Genomic DNA, 15,532 nt, shown 5'->3' on the forward strand with positions numbered 1-15,532 from the left:
GGGCGCGCCGCCGGGCCGGGCGCACCGGCCCGGCGGCGCCCTCAGCGCAGCGCGCCCACCGCGAGCGGCACCGCCAGCACCAGCACGCCCACCAGGACGCACACCGAGTCCGCGCGCCGCCACGGCGCCGGCAGCGCCCACGTGCGCGCCGGTCCGTCCGGCGCCGCGCCGCGCGCGTCCATCGCCACCGAGACCCGCCCGGCGCGCCGCACCGCGTCCACGAGCAGCCCGAACGCCGTGGACGCCAGCCAGCGGCCGCGCGAGAGCGGGCCGCGCCCGGGTCCCAGGCCCCGGGCCCGCCGCGACGCGGCCAGCTGCTCCCACGCGTCGGCCAGGGCGCTCAGCTGCCCCAGCGCCGCGACGACGGCGACGACGACGCGGCCGGGCAGGCGCGCACGCTGCGCCAGGTGGTCACCGGCCTCGGCGGGGTCCACCCACGCCAGCAGCACCGCCCCCGGCAGCACCAGCACCGCCAGCCGCAGCGCGGCCGTGAGCGCGGCGAGCAGCGGGTCGCCCTGCCCGGGCTCACCGAGCAGCCACGCCGACCAGCCCACCGACAGCGCCCCGACCGCCCCCGGCAGCAGCCGGGCGGGCAGGGCCCGCCAGCGGTCCACCACCAGCGGCAGGCACAGCACCTGCGCGGCCAGCCCCGCGGCGCCCGCCACCCACGTCGTCGCGGCGAAGGACGCCGGCACGGCCAGCAGCGAGACCACCAGCAGCGACAACGGCCCGCAGTGCCGCACGAGCGGTCCCGGGCCCGCGCCGCGGCGCTGCGCCGGGGTGGCGGGCACCCCGTCGTCCACACCCTGCACAGGCGTGCCCACAGGGTTGTCCCCAGGGATGTGCACACCGCTGTGGACAGAGCCGTGGACAACCCCGCGGGCGGCGGTGGAGGACCGCGGTGCGGCGCTCACGACGCCCTCCCCACGACCCCGGCCCCCGCGGGGGCGTGCGCAGCCGGCCCGGCACCCCGGTGGCCGCCGACCCGGCGCCCGGCCTCCAGGCGCACCGCGGCCGTCCCGGCGGGGTCCACCGCACCGAGCAACCGCTCGTCGTGGCTGCTGACGACGACCGCGGCCCCGTCGCGGGCCGCCGCGCGCAGCAGGCCCACCACCACCGACCACGTGCGCCGGTCCTGACCCACCGTCGGCTCGTCCGCCAGCAGCACCGCCGGGCCGGCCGCCAGCGCACCCGCCAGCGCCAGGCGGCGCTGCTCCCCGCCGGAGAGCCGGAACGGGTCCACGTCCGCGCGGTGCGCCAGGCCCAGCAGCTCCACCAGGGCGTCCGCCCGCTCGGCCCCCAGCCCCAGCGCCGCCACCGTCGCGGCGGCCTCCGCGCGCACCGAGGGGCGCACGAACGCGTGCTCCGGCGTCTGCGGCACCCAGCCGGCGCGCGCCGCCAGCTCCCGCGAGCGCCACCGCCACGGCTGCGGGCGCAGCCCGGCGGCCAGCGCGTCCGCGGCACGCAGGTCCCCGGCGCAGGGGCGGGTCAGCCCGGCGAGCACCCCCAGCAGGGACGACTTCCCCGAGCCGCTGGCACCCGCCAGCGGTGTCACCCGCCCCGCCGGCACCGCCACGTCCACGCCGGTCAGGACGGTCGCGGGCGCGCCGGGCCGCAGCCCGCGCCGGCGGCGCACCAGGCCCAGGCCCTCACCCACCAGGGCGTTGCCGGCCACCCGCAGCCGGGGGGCCAGCAGGCCCTCCGGCACGTCGGCCGGGGCGGGGTCCGGGGCGCCCGGCAGCCACAGCTCGCCGTCACCCGCTCCGCCGCCCGGCCCCGCGGCGAGCACGCGACCCGGCGGTCCGTCGGCCGCGGGGCGGCCGTCGCCGCCCAGCAGCACCACCCGGTCCACGTGCGGGGCCCACCCGGCCAGGTCGTGGTCGACGACGACGAGGGTGCGGCCGGCGGCCGCCTCGAGCACCGCGGCGCGCACGGCGTCCGCGGTGGGGGCGTCGAGCATCGACGTCGGCTCGTCCAGCAGCAGCACCCCGGGCGCCAGCGCCAGCACCCCGGCCAGCGCCAGGCGCTGGCGCTCCCCGCCGGAGAGGGTCACCACCTCGCGCTCGCGGCCGGCGGTGAAGCGGGCCGCGGCGTGGGCACGGGCCACGCGCCGCCACACCTCCTCGCGGGGCAGGGCGAGGTTCTCCGGCCCGAACGCGGTGTCGCGCCCGGCGGTGGCGGCCACGACCGCGTCCTGCGGGTCCTGCAGCAGCAGCCCCACCGTCCCGGGGCGAGGGCTCCCGCCGCCGACGAGGACCTCGCCGGAGGTGGTCGGCTCACCGCCGGGGCCCTCCTCCAGCACGCCGGCGAGGGCGCGCAGCAGGGTGGACTTGCCCGAGCCGCTGGGACCGGCGAGCAGCACCCGCTGCCCGGCGGGCACGTCGAGGTCCACCCCGGACAGCACGGGCCGGGCCGCACCCGGCGGGGTGACGCTCAGGCCCCGCACCCGCAGCGCGACGGGGGCGCCGGGAGCGGGGTCAGCCACGGACGCGGTGCTCGTGGCCCGCGGCGAAGGCCGACAGGGCCCCGGCGCGCGCGAGCGCCCGCACCAGGGCCCAGCCGCCGAGGCCGGCGATCAGCGCGCCGGAGACGGCGAAGAGGCCGAGGTAGAGGAGCTTCCAGTCGAAGCCCCACGCCGGCCAGTAGGCGGACCACTCGTAGACGGACTCCAGCGACGCCGCCAGCACGCCGCCGAGGACGGCGACGCCCAGGGTCCAGCGCTGCCAGAGGAACAGGGCGACGGCGATCTCCACGCCGAGGCCCTGGATCCCGCCCGAGACGAGCACGCCGGCGCTCCACCGGGTGCCGAGCAGCGCCTCGACGCTGGCGGCGACGAGCTCGGCGAGCAGCGCCGCGCCCGGCCGGCGCACGACGAGGGCGCCGACGACGGCGGGCAGCAGCCACACGCCGCTGACGAGACCGGCGACCGGCGGGAAGAGGGCGAACAGCGGGTCGAGGGCGCTGTAGGCGAAGTGCCAGCCCCAGAAGACGACGCCGAACGCGACGCCGAGGACGGCGACGGTGACGAGGTCGACGGTGCGCCAGCGGCCGGCGGGCCGGCGGGTGCGCGTCTTGACGGTGGTGCTCACGGTGACCTCCCGGGTGCAGGAGGGGGACCCGCGGCACCCGTGGCCGCGGGTCGAGGAAGGCCCGACTCCCTACGCCGGTGCTAACCGGGTCAGGTTCGAGGGTCTGCGGCTGCCCGCACTCTCAGCGCCCCACGGCGCTCCCCTGTCGTTCGGTCCCGAGCCTACCGCTCCGCGTCACCCCCGTCCCTCCCCCGACCACCCCGCGGTGATCAAGGAAGTTGCCACTTCCTTGATCGTGGCGATCATGCACGTTGCACCTTCCTTGATCACCGCGGGGGCGGGGAGGGGGGAGCACGGGGACGTCGGGGAGGATGGGCGCGTGCTGCGACACCTGCGTGGACCGGACGGCGGCCCCTCGAGGGGGACGCGCCTGGTGACCGTCGTGGTCGTGGTGGCGCTGCTGGGCGCCGCCGCCACGGCCCTGCTGCCGGTCCTGGGCTGGCTCCTGGACCTGCTCTAGGGCAGGGTGCGCGGCATGAGTCCCATCGTCTGGAAGCTCGTCGGCCCCGGTGCCGCCGTCGCGGCGGGTGCCGTCGCCAACCGCCTCACGAAGAGGATCTGGGTCACCGTCACGAAGACGCAGCCCCCGGCCAACCCGGAGGACCCGGACGTGGCGTGGAAGGAGGCGGTGGCCTGGGCGCTGGCATCCGGCGCCATCATCGGCCTGAGCCGGCTGCTGGTGGAGCGCCAGGCGGCGGTGCTGTACCGCAAGGCGACGGGCGAGCAGCCCCCCGGCCTGGAGGGCGGGCGGCAGGCCGCCACCTCCTGACCCGGGGCGGCGCCCGCCGCGCCCGCCTCAGCCCCAGCGCGCGGCGAGGCGGTCGTGGCGGGCCTCGGCCTCCGGGTCGGTGCGGCGCAGCTCCGGGTGCGCGTCGTGGTGCGCCACGGCCTCGCGGGCGCCGGCGGCGAAGCTCGTGGTCGCCGCGAAACCCGGCACGAGCCGCTTGAGCTTGGTGTTGTCGAAGATCACCGAGTGGGCCTTGTCGCCCAGCAGGCTCGGCCCGCGCGAGGGGTCGTCGCGGGCGATGGCGTCGGAGGGCACGTGCACGAGCACGGGGTCCTCCACCCCGGCGGCGCGCGCCACGGTGCGGTGGACCGCGTCCCAGGTGAGCACCTCGTCGGAGGTGATGTGCACCGCGTCGCCGGTGATCGCCGGCTCCCCCAGCAGCGGCACGAACCCCTTCGCGAAGTCGGTGTGGTGGGTGAGCACCCACAGGGAGGTGCCGTCGCCGTGCACGACGACGGGCGCGCCGCGGCGCATGCGCTCCACGGCGGTCCAGCCGCCGTCCAGGGGCAGCGAGGTGCGGTCGTAGGTGTGGCTGGGCCGCACCACCACGGCGGGGAACCCCTCGTCGCGGTGGGCGCGCGTCAGCAGCTCCTCGCAGGCGATCTTGTCGCGGGAGTACTGCCAGAAGGGGTTCACCAGCGGCGTGGACTCGGTGATCGGCAGGTGCCCGACGGGCTTGGAGTAGGCCGAGGCGCTGGAGATGAACACGTACTGCCCCACCCGGCCGCGGAACGTCTCGACGTCGGCGGCGACGTGCTCGGGCGTGAACGCCAGGAAGTCCACGACGACGTCGAACTCGCGGCCGCGCACGGCTTCCCGGACGCCGGCGACGTCGCGCACGTCGGCCGTCAGCTGCCGCACGCCCGGCGGCAGGGGTCGCTTCGCGGCGGTGCCGCCGCGGTTGAGGACCGTCAGGTCCACCCCGCGCTCCACGGCCAGCGCCGCGCACGCGGAGCTGATGATCCCCGTGCCTCCCAGGAACAGCACCTTCAGCGCCACGTGCGCACTCCCGTCGTCGACCCCGTCGTCGTGCCCGCCGGTGCGGACCGGTGGTGGGGCGAGACTAGGGCCGCGGGGCTCAGTGCACGAGCTTGAGCCCGATGACGCAGCCGACGATCCCGGCGAGGAACAGCACCTTGAGCACGGAGAACGCCTCCGCGCCGGTGAGCATCGCGTAGGCCACGGTCAGGACGGCGCCGATGCCGACCCACACCGCGTAGGAGGTGCCCACGGGCAGCTCGCGCATCGCGTACGCCAGCCCGGCCATGCTCGCGACGACGGACACGGCGAACACGACGGTGGGCCAGAGCTTCGTGAAGCCCTGCGAGCGGTCCAGGGCGGTGGCCCACACCGCCTCCAGGGCTCCGGAGAGCACGAGGACGGTCCAGTGCACGGGGAACCTCCTGGAGAACGCGGGGACGGGGCTCCACGTCTACCGGACCCGGGGGTCGCGCCGGGCGGCCGGGGTGCCGCGCGGGCCCGGATACCCTGAGCCGGTGACCCCCGGAGCCGAGTCCCCGCTGCGCGCGCTGGGGTCCATCGAGATGCAGACGCGCCGCGAGCTCATCCACGCCCGGCTGCGCGAGGCGATCAGCTCGGGCGAGCTGGCCCCGGGCACGCACCTGGCGGAGGTGGAGCTCAGCGAGGCGCTGGGCGTCAGCCGCGGAACCCTGCGCGAGGCGCTGCGCCAGCTGCAGCAGGAGGGGCTGCTCACGGCGGACGCCCGCGGCCGGCTGTCGGTGCGGGTGGTCTCCGAGCGCGAGGTGGAGGAGATCTTCGCGGTGCGGCACGCGCTGGAGAGCCTGGCGCTGGAGCTGATCTGCGCGCGCGCGGACCGCGCGGCGGCGGTGGCGCGGGTGCGCCAGGAGCTGGAGACGCTGCGGGACGCGGAGGGCGACTTCACGGCCCAGCTCGACGCGGACCTGGCGTTCCACGAGCGCCTCTGCGAGCTGAGCGGGAACACCACGCTGCTGCACAGCTGGCGCGCGGTCAGCGGCCTGGCCCGCGCCGCCATCACGGCGGCCGGTTCGGAGACGGCGGTGCTCAACATGGCCTACGAGCGCCACGCGCCGATCGCCGACCTGCTCGAGGCGGGGGACGCCGCCGGTGGCCGGGAGTTCCTGCGCACCCACATGCGGGACGCGGCGACGCGGATCGAGCGGCGGATGCGCGAGCACGCCGAGCCCGCCGCCGGCTGAGCCGGGCGGCTTGACAGACACGCACCATGACGTGTCATCTTTACACCGTCCTACTGTCAACAGTAGGAGCGACGACAGTCCAATGCCGGACGGTCCCCCGTCGAAGGAGATGGCAGTGACGACAGCGAACGGTCGGGTCCTCGGGACCGAGCACAAGAAGCGGGTGGCCGTCGGCAGCGCCGTGGGCACCACGGTCGAGAACTACGACTTCATCGGGTACGGCACCGCCGCGGCGCTGTACTTCGACGAGGCGTTCTTCCCGGAGAGCGACCCCACGACGGCGCTCCTGCTGTCCTTCGGCACGCTGGGCGTCGGGTTCGCCGCCCGCCCCCTGGGCGGCATCGTCGGCGGGTACCTCGGCGACAAGATCGGCCGCCGGCCGGTGCTCATCACCTCGCTGCTCATCATGGGCGTGTCCACGGTCCTCATCGGCGCGCTGCCCACCTACGCCAGCGTGGGGGTCCTCGCCCCGATCCTGCTCGTCACCGTCCGGGTCATCCAGGGCCTGGCGTTCGGCGCCGAGTGGGGCGGCGCGATCCTCATGACGTACGAGCACGCCCCGTGGAAGAGGAAGGGCGCCTACACGGCCGTCCCGCAGGCCGGGTTCCCCCTGGGCCTGCTGCTCGCCAACCTCGCCTTCCTCGCCAGCGCGAGCCTGCCGGGCGACTGGGCCTGGCGCGTGCCGTTCCTGCTCAGCTCGGTCCTCATCGGCGCGGGCATGTACATCCGCCTGAAGGTCGAGGAGTCCCCGGACTTCGAGGACGCCAAGGAGCAGGGCGAGCTGGTGAAGAACCCGCTCGCCCAGGTGGTCCGCCAGGACTGGCGCAACCTGCTGCGCGCCTTCGGCCTGCGCATCGCCGAGACCGCCGGCTACGCGGTCTCCATCTCCTACGTCACCTCCTACGTGCACGACCAGGGTCTGGCCGAGCGCCCCGACACCATCCTGGCGATCGTCATCGCGGCGCTGATCGGTTTCCCCGCCACGCTGCTGTGGGGCCGCCTCACCGACCGCATCGGCCGCAAGCCCGTCTACGCGTTCGGCACCACGCTGATGCTCATCTTCGGCATCCCGATGTTCCTCATGCTCAACACCGGGAACCTCGGGCTCATCATCGCCGTCTTCCTCATCGCCTTCGCGATCTGCCAGAACTCGCTGGCCGGCACGCAGGGCGCGTGGTTCTCCGAGCTGTTCTCCACCGCCACCCGCTCCTCGGGCGCCTCGCTGGCCTACCAGCTCGCGGCCGTGGTGTCCGGCTTCACCGCCTTCGCCGCCGTGGCGGCCTACGAGGCGTTCGGCTGGATGGGCCCCGCGGTCCTGTTCATCGCCTTCGGCCTCATCGGTCTCGTCGCCACGCTGCTGACGCCGGAGACCAACGGCGCCGCCCGCCGCGCCGAGGTCGAGCGCGCCACCGCCGCCGCCACCGCGAACACCACCACGCCCGCCGCGGTGTGACGGTCGTTCCGCCTCCGCACCGCCCCGAGACCCCACCACCGACTGAGGACCCGACATGAGCTACCAGACCGGGATCGGCCAGCGCACCGCCGTCGTGACGGGCGCCGCCTCCCCCCGCGGCATCGGTTTCGCCACCGCCCGCAGGTTCGCCGCCGAGGGGTGGGCCGTGGCCCTCCTCGACATCGACGGCCCCGGCGCCGAGGCCGCCGCGGACAAGATCGCCAGCGAGTTCGGCACGCCGGTGCTGGGGCTGGCCGCGGACGTGACCGACCAGGAGTCGCTGGCCCGCTGCGTCGAGGCGCTCGCCGCCTCCGGCCTGCCGCCCGCGGGCGCCCTGGCCAACATCGCCGGTGTCGCCTCCCCCACCCCCTTCCTGGAGGTGGACATGAAGGAGTGGAACCGCGTGGTGGGCATCAACCTCACCGGCACCTTCCTCGCCTGCCAGGCCTTCCTGCCGCAGATGATCGAGAACGGCTACGGCCGGATCGTGAACATGTCGTCGGTGTCCGCGCAGCAGGGCGGCGGCGTGTTCTCCAAGACGCCGTACTCCGCGGCGAAGGCCGGCGTGCTCGGCCTGACGCGCTCCCTGGCCCGCGAGATGGCCCCGCACGGCATCACCGTCAACGCCCTCAGCCCGGGCGTGGTGGACACCGACATCCGCGCCGGCGCGACCGACGAGGAGAACGAGGCCCGCCTGGCGGCCGCGGTGCCGCTGGGACGGCAGGGCACGCCGGACGACCTGGCCGCCCTGATCGTGTTCCTGTCCAGCGAGGACTCCTCGTACATCACCGGGACCACCCAGAACATCAACGGCGGTTCGTACATCGCCTGAGCGTCCGCCCCCCGGACGGTCTCGGAAGGAGCACCCGTGAGCGCAGCACTCCCGGCGACGGCACGACGCGTCGGCATCTCCACCATCAGCTTCCGGTTCCGGCCGCTTCAGGAGGCGCTGAGCCTCATCGAGCGGATCGGCGCCGTGGAGGTGGACCTGGGCGCCATCCCCGCCGTGACGGACCACGTGCCGGTGCCCTTCACCGGGAACCCGCAGCAGTACGTGGCCGCGCTCGCGGCGCACGGGCTGACCGCGGGCGCCGTGAACTCCGACGTCGGCCCGCTCAACGACCCGGCGCTGGACGAGGAGGCGCTCGCCGCGACGGTCCGCCCGCTCGTCGAGCTGGCCGCGGCGACCGGCGCGGCGCTCGTCGTGCCGTGCGGGGGGCCGTCGTGGGAGGCGCACGTCGACGACGAGGCGGACCTGACCCGCTGCGTGGAGAACCTGCGCGCGATCTCCCGGCTGTGCGGGGAGCGGGACGTGCGCCTGCTGGTGGAGGTGCTGCACCACCGCCGCTGGGTCCACGACGTGGTGCGCGCCGACCGCGTCCTGGACGCGCTGGGGCCGCAGGAGATCGGGCTGCTGCTGGACACCTCCCACGTCGTCGCCTCCGGTGACGACGTGGTGGCCTGGGCGCGCAAGCACGCGCAGCGGGTGGAGCGCGTGCACCTGCGCGACGCGGTGCCCGGGGACCTGAACCTCGGCATCGGCCGCGGCGACGTGGACTTCCGCGGGGTGCTGGGCGCCCTGGAGGCCGGCGGCTTCACCGGCACGTACGTGCTGGAGCTGGAGACGCACGACGTCGAGGAGTCCGAGCGCGAGGCCGACGCCCAGCGCTCCTTCGACGAGATCGTCGCCCTGCTGGACGAGGTGGCGGTGGCGCGCGCCTGAGGCGCACCCCCGCGCACGACCCGGACCCGGAGGGGCCGGGGCGCCCCCTCCGGGCTGCGCCCGGCCCGCCGGTCCTGACACGATCACCCCGTGGTGGCGACCCCGGAAGCGGTCCGAGCGCTGGCCGATGCCCTGCTGGAGCACCCCGAGGACGCGCTGACCGTCCTGTCCGCGGTGCGCGACGGCAGCGGCCGGGTCGTGGACTTCCACTACGAGCTCGCCAACGGCACCGCCGAGCGCAACGCGGGCAAACCCCTGCGGGGGCGGCGCGTGCTGGAGGTCTGGGCGGGGCAGGACACCTCCCTGTTCGTGCCGATGGTGGAGCTGCTGCGCGACGGCGGGGAGCTGCGCTTCGAGTACGAGGCGTCCTACCCCGGCGCCGACTCCGCCATCGCGGGCCGCACCTATTCGTCCTACGTGCGGGCAGCGGGCCCCGAGCACGTCGTGCAGCAGTTCCGCGACGTCACCGAGCTGCGCCGGGCGCAGGACCTGCTGCACACGCAGGCGCTGCACGACCCGCTCACCGGCCTGGCGAACCGCCGCCTCCTGCTGGACCACCTGGAGCAGGCGCTGGCCCGGCTCGGGCGGCGGCCGTCGACGCTGGCGGTGCTGTACTGCGACGTCGACCGCTTCAAGCTCGTCAACGACACCTTCGGGCACGGGGTGGGCGACCAGTTGCTGGAGCGCGTCGGTTCGGCCCTGCGCGCCGCGCTGCGCCCGGCTGACACGGTCGCCCGCATCGGCGGCGACGAGTTCGTCGTGCTGTGCGAGGACCTGGAGCCGGGCGCGACCGGGCTGGACCTGGCGGAACGGCTGCGCTCCGCCGTGCCGGAGACCTTCCGCATCGCCGGCGCCGAGGTCCGCGCCGGGGTGTCGGTGGGCGTCACGACCGTCACCGAACCGGTGGCCGCCGACCGGGTGCTCAGCGAGGCCGACGCCGCCCTGTACGCCGCCAAGCAGGACGGACGGCGGCAGTCGCGGCTGTTCAGCGACGCCATGCGCGAGCAGTCCCTGCACCGCTACCGCGTGGAGGCGGGCCTGGCGGTGGCCCTGGAGCGCGGCGAGTTCGAGCTGCACCACCAGCCGAAGGTCGACCTCGCCTCCGGGGTCGTCACCGGCGCCGAGGCGCTGCTGCGCTGGCGCCACCCCACCGACGGCCTGCTGCTGCCGGGGGCCTTCCTCGACGTCCTGGAGGACGGCACCGGCATCCTCGACGTGGGCGCCTGGGTGCTGCGCGAGGCGTGCGCGGAGGCCGTCCGCTGGCCCGGGCTGGGCAGCACCGCGGTCGTGCAGGTGAACCTCGCGGCCCGCCAGATCGCCTCCCCGCACCTCGTCGAGCAGGTGCGCGCCGCCCTGGCGGCCAGCGGTCTGCTCCCGCAGCGCCTGGAGCTGGAGATCACCGAGGGGCAGGTCCTGGCCGACCTGACCGGCGCCGTGCGCACCCTGGAGGAGGTGCGCGCCCTCGGCGTGCGCGTCGCGCTCGACGACTTCGGCAGCGGCTACTCCTCGCTGGCCTGGCTGCAGCGGCTGCCCGTGACCTCCCTGAAGCTGGACCGCACCTTCCTGGCCGACCTGAACGGCTCGCGCGACAACTCCGCGATCGTGCGCGCCGTCGTGGACCTGGGGCACGCGCTGGGGCTGCGGGTCGTCGGCGAGGGCGTCGAGGACGAGGAGCAGCTGCGCGCGCTGCGCGCGCTCGGCGTGGACGAGGTGCAGGGCTTCCACCTGGGCCGCCCCGTCCCGGCCGTCGAGTTCCGCGAGCTGCTGCGCCGCCGGGCGTGCGCGGGGCGGTCGTGAACGCTCCTCCCCCACCCGGCCGCGTCCTGGGCCTGGCCTGCTCCGCGGCCGGTGGCGTCACGGACGTGCGCGAGCGGCTGGTGGAGCCGCTGCGGGCGGCGGGCTGGACGGTGGTGGTGACCGCCACCCCCACGGCGGCGGCGTGGCTGGCGGACGCCGGCGAGGACCGCCGCATCGCGCAGGCGACCGGGTACCCGTTGCGCAGCACCTCCCGGCTGCCGCACCAGCCGCGACCGCACCCGGACCCGCACTGCTGGGTGGTGGCACCGGCCACCGCGGGCACGGTCGCGAAGCTGGCCCTCGGCATCGCCGACAACCAGGCCGTCACCCCCGTGTGCGAGGCGATCGGCGCGCGGGCGGTGCCGGTGGTGGTGCACCCGCGCGTCAGCGCCGGGTCCGCCGCCCACCCCGCGTGGGCGGGGCACCTGGCGGTGCTGCGCGCCGCGGGGGTGCGGGTGGTCGAGGGCGAGCCGGACGGGGACGTCGCCTGGGGTGCGGTGCTGCGGGAGGTCGGGGCGGTGGCCTCGACGTCTCCCTGATGTCTGGTCTATCAAATAGTGGAGATCCTGATACTTTTTGATGATGACGGTGATCACGTGGACCTGAGCAACCCGATCAGCGCGGTGATCCCCACCCTCGAGGGGCAGGTCCTGCGCGTCCTCGCCGGCACGTCCCAGCCGTTGACGGCGTCGACGATCGCTCGACTCGTCTCCCGCGGCAGCGCCCCCGGTGTCCGAGTCGCGCTGCGACGACTCGCGGCCACGGGCACGGTCGTGCAGGACCAGGTCGGCAGTCAGTACGAGTACCGGGCGAACCGGGCTCACGCCGCCTGGTCGGCCATCCAGTCGGCCGTCGACTTCGCCAACGGCTTCCGCACCCGCCTCGACGCGCAGATCGCCCACCTCGTCGCGGAGTCGGCGCAGGGCGCACGGGTGACCTGCGCGGTCTTCGGGTCCGCCGCGCGCGGGACGGCGGACGCGGACAGCGACATCGACCTCCTGCTCGTGGTCCCGGACGACGCACCGGAGGTGCTCACCGAGTCGATGAGCCGCCGCGTCGCCGAGGGCGTCGAAGCGTTCACCGGCAACCCGGCCAACGTCCTGCTGCTGACCGCCGGGCAGCGCGACGAGATGGTGGGGCGCGACGACGCACTGGTGCGCTCCTGGCGCGCGGAGGCCCGCACCGTCCACGGACCCGCCCTGCTGCCCACCGCGAAGGAGGCGTGATCCGCGCCCAGGCCGCTGCGCACCCGCCCGATGAACCGCAACGACTGCAGGCAGCGCGCCGCCACCGCGCGCGAGCACCTCGCCGTCGCCCGCGAGCGATCGGAAGTGGCCGACACCCAGCCGGGCCCGTCGGAGATGGCGCAAGTGGCGGCGTCGAACGCGGTCCTGGCCGGCATCGCCGCGGCCGACGCCCTCTGCGGCGCCGTGCTCGGGGAGTGCTCCCACGAGCAGGACCACAGGACGGCCACCTCCCTGCTGAGGCGGGTGGAGGGGGCTGACGGCCTGGCTGCGAAGCTGCAACGACTGCTCGCGGACAAGTCCGCGCTCCAGTACGGCGGTTACTGCACCGACGCCGTCGCCCGGACGTCGGTGGCGCAGGCCCACGCACTCGTCGAGGCGCTGGGCGCGCACGACCTGTGATCCGGCACGACGAAGGCCCCGATCCACCGCGCCCCGGCCGCGCGCTGATGCGGCCCCGGCACCCCGCGACCGCGCGTCAGCCGGGAGCGCCGCCGGCGAGCGCCCGCTCGACGGCGGCCTCGACGTGCAGCCGGGTGCTGGGGAAGACCGGCACCGGGGAGTCCTGCGGCCCGATGAGCAGCTCGATCTCCGTGCAGCCCAGCACGATCCCCTGCGCACCGGCCGCGACGAGGTCGTCGATGACCTCCCGGTAGCGGGCGCGGGAGCCGTCGTCGACGATCCCGACGCACAGCTCGTCGTAGATGACGCGGTGCACCAGCTCGCGCTGCTGCGGCCCGGGGACGAGGACGTCGACGCCGTGGCCGGCCATCCGCTCCCGGTAGGAGTCGCGCTCCATCGTGAACGCCGTCGCCAGCAGACCCACCCTGCTCAGCCCGGCGGCGCGCACGGCGGCGGCGGTGACGCCGACGATGTGCAGCAGGGGGATCGCGACCGCCGCCTGCACCCGGTCGGCCACCTCGTGCATGGTGTTGGTGCACAGCAGCAGCAGGTCCGCGCCGCCCGCCTCCAGGCGCGCCGCGCACCCGGCGAGGAAGCGCCCCGCCTCCTCCCACTCCCCCGCGGCCTGCAGGCGCTCGACGTCGGCGAAGTCCACGGAGGAGAGCAGGCAGCGGGCGGAGTGCAGCCCGCCGAGGCGCTCACGCACCAGCTCGTTGGAGAGGCGGTAGTACTCGGCGCTGGACTCCCAGCTCATCCCGCCCAGCATCCCGATCGTCAGCACGACGCCTCCTCCCCCGCCGGGCACCTCCCGGCGTGCGGGGACATCGTCGCGGTCCCGCCCCCCGGGGGGAGCGGATTTCCGGTGCGGACGCCCCTAGAGGAAGCTGACGCCGACGATCGCGCCGACCCACACGACGGGGATGGCGACGCCCTCGAAGCCGATGCCGCGGCGCCCGCGCAGCAGCAGGCCTGCCGCCAGCGCGGCGCTCATCAGCAGGGCCGCGGCGAGCAGCAGCAGGCCGGAGGCGCCGACGTCGGCGTAGATGGGGCCCTCGCGGTAGAACACGTCGGCCACCGTGATCTGGAGGGCGTCGAAGACGTTGCCGCCGATGATGTCGCCGACGCCCAGGGCGAGGGCGCGCATGCGGACGGCGGCGATGAGGGTGACCAGCTCCGGCAGGGACGACACCGCCGTGGTCAGGGTGGAGCCGACCAGCCCGCCGGAGGCACCGGTGGCGTCGACGACGCCGAGCCCGGCGCGGCCCACGACGTACCCGGCGACGGACATCGCCAGCGCGAGCAGCGCGAAGGACACGCCGAGGCGGCGGCCGCTGGCACCGCTGCCCTCCTGCGGCTCGTCCTCGACGGTCTCGTCGGTCACGACGGGCTTCCACATGGGGTCGTCGTGCAGCCGGCGCACGAGCACCAGCCCGCCCGCGTAGAGCACCGGGATGGCGATCGTGACGGGGTGCACGCTGAAGACGGCCAGGTCCGGGGCGGCGAAGCCGATCAGCGGCACCGCCAGCAGGCCCAGGAGCACGAGGGCCTGCATGAGGTTCTGGCTGGAGGCCGCCGCGTGCTCGAGGTTGACGCGGCGGTAGTAGAGGTCGGCGACGGCCAGCCACACCGTCTGGATGAGGATGCCGCCGACGGGGTTGGCGAAGGCGAACTGCGCGTCGCCCGCCAGCCCGCCGACGGCCACGGTCACCAGGCCGGGCAGGGACGTGGTCGCCCCCAGCAGCACCGCGCCGGCGATCGCCTCCCCCACGCCCGTGCGGTCGGCGATCTCGTCGGCGACGGCGGTCATGCGGACGCCGGTGAGGACGATGACGACGCCGGCGAGGACGAGGCCGATCACGCTGGGCAGGAGCGGCCAGGGGACACCGGGGTCGAGGAGGGACACGGCGCACACCGTGGCGTGCGCGCCAGGCGCCCGCCACCGGAGGGGCGGGACCCGGCACGGCTGGCCCCCCGCCCGCTCGGGCCCCGGACGACGAAGGCCCCGGTCCACCGGACCGGGGCCTCGCGCTGAGCGGGTGACGGGAATCGAACCCGCGCTATCAGCTTGGGAAGCTGAAGTTCTACCATTGAACTACACCCGCACGTCCCGGGGGGCGATCCGGGACGACACCACTGTAACGGACGGCGCGCAGTGGTCCAGCCCCCTCCCGCGGCACCCCCGTCCGGGGGCCGCCGCGGCGGTAGCGTGTCGCCGTGCTGCTCTCCGACCGCGACATCCGCCGCGAACTGGCCGCCGGCCGGGTGGTGCTGGAGCCCTCCGACGCGTCGATGGTGCAGCCGTCCAGCGTGGACGTGCGCATCGACCGCTTCTTCCGGCTCTTCGACAACCACAAGTACTCGGTGATCGACCCGGCGCAGGAGCAGCCGGAGCTGACGCGCCTGGTGGAGGTGGCGCCGGACGAGGCGTTCATCCTGCACCCGGGCGAGTTCGTGCTGGCCTCCACGTACGAGGTGGTCACGCTGCCCGACGACATCTCCGCGCGCCTGGAGGGCAAGTCCAGCCTGGGGCGCCTGGGGCTGCTGACGCACTCCACGGCCGGCTTCATCGACGCCGGCTTCTCCGGCCACGTGACGCTGGAGCTGTCGAACGTGGCGACGTTGCCGATCACGCTGTGGCCGGGCATGAAGATCGGTCAGCTGTGCTTCTTCCGGCTGTCCTCCCCCGCGGAGAACCCCTACGGCAGCACCGCCTCAGGCTCGCGCTACCAGGGGCAGCGGGGGCCGACGCCGAGCCGGTCGTTCGCCCGCTTCCACCGCACGCGGGTGTGAGGTGGGCGCGGGGGGGGGGGGGGGGGGGGGGGGGGGGGGGGGGGGGGGG

18 protein-coding genes, 1 tRNA gene and 1 riboswitch are annotated in these 15,532 nt (G+C 75.5%); of the genes, 11 read left to right on the plus strand and 8 right to left on the minus strand.

The features are described 5' to 3' along the window. Positions 1 to 41 precede the first annotated feature (41 nt). The 3 genes from V9U69_RS11480 to V9U69_RS11490 all read right to left on the minus strand — a co-directional run bounded on the left by V9U69_RS11480 (position 42) and on the right by V9U69_RS11490 (position 3,089). On the minus strand, positions 42 to 791 hold the full coding sequence (locus V9U69_RS11480) for an energy-coupling factor transporter transmembrane component T (RefSeq protein ID WP_337061949.1): 750 nt from the start codon (positions 789 to 791) through the stop codon (positions 42 to 44). Between the two features lie 119 nt (positions 792 to 910). Then, entirely contained in the window at positions 911 to 2,485 is a 1,575-nt protein-coding gene (locus tag V9U69_RS11485; RefSeq protein ID WP_337061950.1) for an ABC transporter ATP-binding protein, read from the minus strand. Next, a complete protein-coding gene (locus V9U69_RS11490; RefSeq protein ID WP_337061951.1) occupies positions 2,478 to 3,089 on the minus strand; it encodes an ECF transporter S component in 612 nt (203 codons plus the stop codon). Before V9U69_RS11490 ends, V9U69_RS11485 begins: the two co-directional genes overlap by 8 nt. A gap of 49 nt (positions 3,090 to 3,138) precedes the next feature. Then, a riboswitch (TPP riboswitch) is annotated at positions 3,139 to 3,243 on the minus strand. Between the two features lie 165 nt (positions 3,244 to 3,408). On the opposite strand from V9U69_RS11490, the gene V9U69_RS11495 reads away from it, so the two are divergent. Together V9U69_RS11495 and V9U69_RS11500 are read left to right on the plus strand one after the other, a co-directional pair. Beyond that, complete coding sequence (locus tag V9U69_RS11495) at positions 3,409 to 3,549, plus strand: hypothetical protein (RefSeq protein ID WP_337061952.1); 141 nt, start codon at positions 3,409 to 3,411, stop codon at positions 3,547 to 3,549. A gap of 15 nt (positions 3,550 to 3,564) precedes the next feature. After that, positions 3,565 to 3,858: a DUF4235 domain-containing protein gene (locus V9U69_RS11500; protein ID WP_337061953.1), complete on the plus strand. Its 294-nt coding sequence runs from the start codon at positions 3,565 to 3,567 to the stop codon at positions 3,856 to 3,858. A 27-nt stretch (positions 3,859 to 3,885) separates the two neighbouring features. On the opposite strand, the gene V9U69_RS11505 is transcribed toward V9U69_RS11500, so the two are convergent. Together V9U69_RS11505 and V9U69_RS11510 are read right to left on the minus strand one after the other, a co-directional pair. Beyond that, positions 3,886 to 4,875, minus strand: coding sequence for an NAD-dependent epimerase/dehydratase family protein (locus V9U69_RS11505; RefSeq protein ID WP_337061954.1), 990 nt, complete (start codon positions 4,873 to 4,875; stop codon positions 3,886 to 3,888). Between the two features lie 79 nt (positions 4,876 to 4,954). Next, complete coding sequence (locus tag V9U69_RS11510) at positions 4,955 to 5,269, minus strand: DMT family transporter (protein WP_337061955.1); 315 nt, start codon at positions 5,267 to 5,269, stop codon at positions 4,955 to 4,957. Between the two features lie 103 nt (positions 5,270 to 5,372). On the opposite strand from V9U69_RS11510, the gene V9U69_RS11515 reads away from it, so the two are divergent. From V9U69_RS11515 to V9U69_RS11550, 8 genes are all read left to right on the plus strand, one after another. After that, the gene (locus tag V9U69_RS11515) at positions 5,373 to 6,074 is read left to right on the plus strand and encodes a GntR family transcriptional regulator (protein ID WP_337061956.1); all 702 of its coding nucleotides are present in this window, start codon (positions 5,373 to 5,375) and stop codon (positions 6,072 to 6,074) included. A 109-nt stretch (positions 6,075 to 6,183) separates the two neighbouring features. Next, positions 6,184 to 7,527 (plus strand): MFS transporter, encoded by a 1,344-nt coding sequence (locus V9U69_RS11520; protein ID WP_442907739.1) that lies wholly within the window; start codon positions 6,184 to 6,186, stop codon positions 7,525 to 7,527. Positions 7,528 to 7,582: 55 nt separating this feature from the next. Continuing rightward, positions 7,583 to 8,359 (plus strand): SDR family NAD(P)-dependent oxidoreductase, encoded by a 777-nt coding sequence (locus V9U69_RS11525; RefSeq protein ID WP_337061958.1) that lies wholly within the window; start codon positions 7,583 to 7,585, stop codon positions 8,357 to 8,359. Between the two features lie 36 nt (positions 8,360 to 8,395). Next, positions 8,396 to 9,250 carry a sugar phosphate isomerase/epimerase family protein gene (locus V9U69_RS11530; RefSeq protein ID WP_337061959.1) on the plus strand — a complete coding sequence of 285 codons (855 nt, stop codon included), beginning with the start codon at positions 8,396 to 8,398 and terminating at the stop codon, positions 9,248 to 9,250. A 90-nt stretch (positions 9,251 to 9,340) separates the two neighbouring features. Beyond that, entirely contained in the window at positions 9,341 to 11,047 is a 1,707-nt protein-coding gene (locus V9U69_RS11535; RefSeq protein ID WP_337061960.1) for a putative bifunctional diguanylate cyclase/phosphodiesterase, read from the plus strand. Beyond that, a complete protein-coding gene (locus V9U69_RS11540; protein WP_337061961.1) occupies positions 11,044 to 11,586 on the plus strand; it encodes a flavoprotein in 543 nt (180 codons plus the stop codon). The genes V9U69_RS11535 and V9U69_RS11540 overlap by 4 nt, the downstream gene beginning before the upstream one ends. A 57-nt stretch (positions 11,587 to 11,643) precedes the next feature. Then, entirely contained in the window at positions 11,644 to 12,273 is a 630-nt protein-coding gene (locus V9U69_RS11545) for a nucleotidyltransferase domain-containing protein (RefSeq protein ID WP_337061962.1), read from the plus strand. 30 nt (positions 12,274 to 12,303) lie between these two features. Continuing rightward, positions 12,304 to 12,693, plus strand: a complete 390-nt coding sequence (locus V9U69_RS11550; RefSeq protein ID WP_337061963.1) for a hypothetical protein — start codon at positions 12,304 to 12,306, stop codon at positions 12,691 to 12,693. Positions 12,694 to 12,769: 76 nt separating this feature from the next. Here the strand turns inward: V9U69_RS11550 and V9U69_RS11555 are convergent, their stop codons facing one another. The 3 genes from V9U69_RS11555 to V9U69_RS11565 form a co-directional block, all read right to left on the minus strand. Further along, positions 12,770 to 13,474, minus strand: coding sequence for an aspartate/glutamate racemase family protein (locus tag V9U69_RS11555; RefSeq protein WP_337061964.1), 705 nt, complete (start codon positions 13,472 to 13,474; stop codon positions 12,770 to 12,772). Positions 13,475 to 13,567: 93 nt separating this feature from the next. Then, positions 13,568 to 14,596 carry a sodium:calcium antiporter gene (locus tag V9U69_RS11560; RefSeq protein ID WP_337061965.1) on the minus strand — a complete coding sequence of 343 codons (1,029 nt, stop codon included), beginning with the start codon at positions 14,594 to 14,596 and terminating at the stop codon, positions 13,568 to 13,570. Between the two features lie 128 nt (positions 14,597 to 14,724). Then, positions 14,725 to 14,795: transfer RNA gene (locus tag V9U69_RS11565), tRNA-Gly, on the minus strand. 112 nt (positions 14,796 to 14,907) lie between these two features. Here V9U69_RS11565 and dcd point away from each other — a divergent pair. Next, positions 14,908 to 15,483, plus strand: coding sequence for a dCTP deaminase (gene dcd / locus V9U69_RS11570; protein WP_337061966.1), 576 nt, complete (start codon positions 14,908 to 14,910; stop codon positions 15,481 to 15,483). The last annotated feature ends 49 nt before the right edge of the window (positions 15,484 to 15,532 follow it).

Origin of the sequence: Kineococcus sp. G2 (assembly GCF_037154035.1) — a bacterium.
Lineage (GTDB): Bacteria > Actinomycetota > Actinomycetes > Actinomycetales > Kineococcaceae > Kineococcus.